At 64.3% G+C, this 4,342-nt stretch carries 5 protein-coding genes; all 5 read right to left on the bottom strand.

Annotated elements, in window-relative coordinates; genetic code table 11:
• A partial coding sequence (miaB, locus tag ENZ74_RS23580; RefSeq protein WP_245470993.1) for a tRNA (N6-isopentenyl adenosine(37)-C2)-methylthiotransferase MiaB occupies positions 1 to 1,013 on the bottom strand: 1,013 nt, incomplete at its 3' end.
• Between the two features lie 113 nt (positions 1,014 to 1,126).
• Complete coding sequence (locus ENZ74_RS23575; protein WP_063169990.1) at positions 1,127 to 1,927, bottom strand: 1-acyl-sn-glycerol-3-phosphate acyltransferase; 801 nt, start codon at positions 1,925 to 1,927, stop codon at positions 1,127 to 1,129.
• Between the two features lie 21 nt (positions 1,928 to 1,948).
• The gene (rimI, locus tag ENZ74_RS23570) at positions 1,949 to 2,443 is read right to left on the bottom strand and encodes a ribosomal protein S18-alanine N-acetyltransferase (RefSeq protein ID WP_063169989.1); all 495 of its coding nucleotides are present in this window, start codon (positions 2,441 to 2,443) and stop codon (positions 1,949 to 1,951) included.
• An 83-nt stretch (positions 2,444 to 2,526) separates the two neighbouring features.
• Positions 2,527 to 3,204, bottom strand: coding sequence for a tRNA (adenosine(37)-N6)-threonylcarbamoyltransferase complex dimerization subunit type 1 TsaB (gene tsaB / locus ENZ74_RS23565; RefSeq protein WP_063169988.1), 678 nt, complete (start codon positions 3,202 to 3,204; stop codon positions 2,527 to 2,529).
• Positions 3,205 to 3,299: 95 nt separating this feature from the next.
• Positions 3,300 to 4,342: DUF1513 domain-containing protein (locus ENZ74_RS23560; protein ID WP_127313019.1), on the bottom strand; the 1,043-nt coding region annotated here is incomplete at its 5' end.

Genomic DNA, 4,342 nt, shown 5'->3' with positions numbered 1-4,342 from the left:
GTCGCCTCGAAATCCGCTTCTGTCTCGCCGGGAAAGCCGACGATGAAGTCGCCGGAAAGCGCGATGTCAGGCCGGGCAGTGCGGATACGGTCGAGCAGCGCCAGATAATCCCTCGCCGTGTGCCGGCGATTCATCGCCTTGAGGATGCGGTCGGAGCCCGATTGCACCGGCAGATGCAGATAGGGCATCAACGCCGGCAGATCGCGATGGGCCGCTATCAACTCGTCATCCATGTCGCGCGGGTGGCTGGTGGTGTAGCGCAGACGCGCCAGCCCGGGGATTTCGGCCAGCCTGAACAGCAGGCGGCCAAGGCCCCACTCGTGGCCGTTCTCGCCCTGGCCATGCCAGGCATTGACGTTCTGGCCAAGCAGCGTCACTTCGCGCACCCCGGCTTCAGCCAGGCGCTCAGCCTCCGCGACAATCTGCGCCACCGGCCGGGAAACTTCGGAGCCTCTGGTATAGGGCACGACGCAGAAGGTGCAGAACTTGTCGCAGCCTTCCTGCACGGTGAGGAAGGCGGTGACGCCGCGCTTGATGACCTCGGCGCGCTTGGACTGCGGCAGATGCTCGAACTTGTCCTCGATGGCGTAGTCGGTCTCGACGATCTTTTCGCCGCCGCGCACCCGCGCCAGCACGTCGGGGAGCCGGTGATAAGTCTGCGGGCCGATGACCAGGTCGACGGCCGGCGAACGGCGGATGATCTCGGCGCCTTCGGCCTGCGCCACGCAGCCGGCGACGCCGACCAGCATCTCGCGGCCGGCCAGGGCACGCTCGGCTTTCATGTCGCGGATACGGCCGAGCTCGGAATAGACCTTTTCGGCCGCCTTCTCCCTGATATGACAGGTGTTCAGCAGCACCAGGTCCGCCTCGCCAATGGCATCGGTCGCGGAATAGCCGTCGGCAGCCAGCGCATCGGCCATACGCTGCGAATCATAGACGTTCATCTGGCAGCCATAGGTCTTGATGAAGACTTTTTTCGCTGCCGTGGAAAGCACTGCCGGCTGTCCAGCCATAGTGCCGATGTCGTCGCTTTCTATCGTGTTCAAGTCCATAAGGCGGCTTCTAACGCCTTTCCGTGACAAAAAACAGACGATTCTCGGCCCGCGCCAGCAAGGGCATGCCGGGGCTAGCGGCTCGGCCGCGGGTCGGCAAGCGCCGCCTGCATCATCTCACGCACCTGGCTTTCCATCAGTTTCGACGTCTCCTTGCGGTTCGAACCCTTGGAAAAGGCGATTGCCTCGCCGAAATGCACCTCGACGTCGAGCGCGCCCTCCGCCAGCAATACCTTGAGATGCGGCATCAAATCCTCATCGCCGATCCAGGCGGCAAGCGGGCGATGCCGGCGGCCGAGCGGCACGCCGTGCAGACGCGTATAGGCGATCGCCACCGGCTGGATGAACACCTGTTCCGCCGCGCCTTCCGAAATCGCCATCGAGGCGGCGCCGAACAGCGTGCTCTTGAACGGCAGGACCATATTGCCGTCGCCGGTCGAGCCCTCGGCAAACAGCACCATCGCATCGCCCTTGGCCATGCGGCTGGCAATCTCGCTTGCCTGGTCGCCCGACGAACGCTTGCGCTCGCGCTCGATGAACACGGTACGCTGCAGCTTCGAAAGCATGCCGATCAGCGGCCAGCCTTCCATATCAGCCCTGGCGATGAATTTTACGTCGGCAAAAGAGCCGAGCACCATGATGTCGGTCCAGGAGATGTGATTGGACGCAACCAGCAGCGGGCGCTTGTCGGACAGCGTCCCCTTGACATGGATGCGCATGCCGAGCGCCCTGATGATCAGCCTGTGCCAGATCTTGAGGATGAAGGTTTCCGGCCACCAGCCGGTCTTCATCGACAGTATCTGTAACGGCACGAGGACCAGCGAACCGGCGACAACGAGGCCCAGCGCCAGGAAAATCCTGATTTTCTTGATCATCGCCCCATCCCGGCCGTCTCGCTAGCGAAGATCGCGGCGCATGACAAGCGCGCCGGTCGGTCCGTGTTCGGCCGACCTGTAGTAATTCGGCCGCTTGCCGACCTCGCGGAAGCCCAGCCGGCGATAAAGCGCGATCGCCGCGACATTAGTCTCGTCGACCTCGAGGAACAGCGCTTCGGCGCGCTGCGCGTGCAGTTCGCGCAACACCGCGTCCATCAATTGCCAGCCCAACCCCTGCCGGCGATGCGATCGCGCCACCGCGACGGTCAGGATCTCGCCCTCGCCTGCCGCAAGCCGCGCCAGCACGAAGCCGACGGGCGGCTTGGAGCCCTGTCCGGTTTCGCGCGCGGCATAGCCGAACACGGTGTCCTGTTCGAGCAAGGCGGCAAATTCGCCATCGGTCCAGGGGCGGACAAAGTCCTCGCGATGCAGCAGCGAGACCGCCGGACTGTCGGCGATCCTCAGCGGCTCGAGCGCATAGTCCCGGCGGCGTGATTGGAGAAAAGGTATGCGCATCTAATTTTTGTTTTCTTGTTTGACCATGATCTCTGGACAAACGGGAACCGTTGTCCGTGAAAACCGGCTTCCACTTTTCGGGATCATGGTCTGATCCTTGAAAGAATGAACCCGGCCTGCGGCTTGGCGTCGGCGCCGCGCAGATAGAGTGGTTTCGGCCGTTCGCCCGCGCCCTTGGCGGCAGCCAGGCGGGCGTAGGTGACAATGTCGGCGGTGGCCGTCCGAGGGCCGACATCGAATTCGCGCCCGGCCGATGCGCTGATGAGCGCTGCAGCGGTGCCGGCAAGCACCAGAGACGTTGCCTTCGCCATTGCCACCACGTCGGCCAGCGTGGCCACGGCCGGACCGTAAGTCAAGACTAACCTTTCGTCGTAAAAAGCCGCGTGGATCTCCTCACGGCCGGCATCCAGCGCCGCCAGCACGGCGCGACCGGGAAATGCCGTCGCTGCTTCGGCAGCCAGCGCCTCCAGTGTCGTCACTCCGATTGCCGGTATCTTCAGCGCCAGCGCCAGGCCACGCGCGGTCGAGACGCCGACCCGCAGACCGGTGAAGGAACCGGGGCCGACAGACACGGCAATGGCGCCAAGACCTGCATAGTCGGTTGCGCCTGCCTCCAGCGCTTCGGCGATGACCGCCATCAGCTGCTCGGCATGGCCCTTGCCGAGATCGAGCACCGAGCGGCCGAGCTCCCGCTTCGCCGTCGCGTCATAGACGCTAGCGGCGCAGAGGTTGGCGGCACAGTCGATGGCAAGCAATTTCATGAAGCAACCGGTTCGAAAGACAATTCCCTGTGCCCGCCACGGCCCGCCACCGCAAGGGGATAGTGCATAATTCGTTAAGCGGCTTCGCTTGTGGCCTATGCGGCCTGCTCGATGCGCAGCATGTGGTTGTCCCAGACATAGTCCGGTTCGGAGCGTGTCGCACCACTGCCCTCGACGATCTCGCCAGCGCCGGTGGTGGCCATGAAGCCGGTTCCATCGGGAGCCACGCCGCAGACCTCGACCAGCGCGCTGTTCGCGACGACCCGTCCGCTGGCCGCATCGAGCACGACAAGCGAGTTGCCTTCCGGCGAGGAGACCGCGACCGTGCCGGCAGCCGGATTGGCGGCGACCGAGCCTATGTAGTTGCGGAAGCCGGACAAAACGTCCTGCGGCATGTCGAGCAGTTGCAATTCCTTGCCGCGCACCGCGCGGCCGACCAGCAGCGGACGATCGGTGCCCGGGCCCCTGTACTGGCAACCGAACCAGACCGTGCCGGACGGATCGGTGTCCATGTGGCGGATCGACAGCTGATGCAGTGCGGCCGGCAATTCGTGCTTCTCGATGAGGTCGCCGGTGACGCGGTCTATCAGCACGTAGGACGGCTTCATGGTCGCAATGTTGAGCTCGGCGCGGCCGTAATCCGGATGGGTCTCGATGCCGCCATTTGCTACCGCAATCGTCCTGCCATCGCCCAGGAGCAGAAGCTCGTGCGGACCCATTCCATAGGTCGGGAACTCGCCGACACGGCTGAATTTCGCCCGCGCATCGTAGACGCCGACGACGCCGGCGGCGTTGTCGAAGTCGTTTTCGGTGGCATAGAGCAGCGCACCGTCGGCCGAAAACACGCCATGGCCGAAGAAATGCCGGCCGGCGATGCTGGCGATGGTCAGCGGCGCATCACGGCCCGAATGGTCGAAAACCACGGCAAAGGTGCCGGGTTGCCGCGCGAAGACCACCGAGCGTTTCGATATGGGATCGAAGGTGACATCGTGGCCGCGATCGGGCAGATCGATCGCATGCAGGACTTTGCCGGCCTCGGACAGGACGGCAGCGCCAAAGCTGCCGTCGCGTTTGACGAAAGCGGTGGCGAAGACGGCGTCGGTCGAAAGCGTCGTTGCCCAGGCCGATGGCGCCATCG

Origin of the sequence: Mesorhizobium sp. M7A.F.Ca.CA.002.15.2.1 (assembly GCF_003998715.1) — a bacterium.
Classification (GTDB): domain Bacteria; phylum Pseudomonadota; class Alphaproteobacteria; order Rhizobiales; family Rhizobiaceae; genus Mesorhizobium; species Mesorhizobium ciceri.
The sequence above is the reverse complement of the archived record's forward strand: the minus strand, read 5'-3'. Positions and strand labels throughout refer to the sequence as shown.

Bases quoted from the DNA above. Each gene is read 5' to 3' on its own strand.
- ENZ74_RS23575 (WP_063169990.1), bottom strand. From the start codon at position 1,927: ATGATCAAGAAAATCAGGATTTTCCTGGCGCTGGGCCTCGTTGTCGCC.
- rimI (WP_063169989.1), bottom strand. From the start codon at position 2,443: ATGCGCATACCTTTTCTCCAATCACGCCGCCGGGACTATGCGCTCGAG.
- tsaB (WP_063169988.1), bottom strand. From the start codon at position 3,204: ATGAAATTGCTTGCCATCGACTGTGCCGCCAACCTCTGCGCCGCTAGC.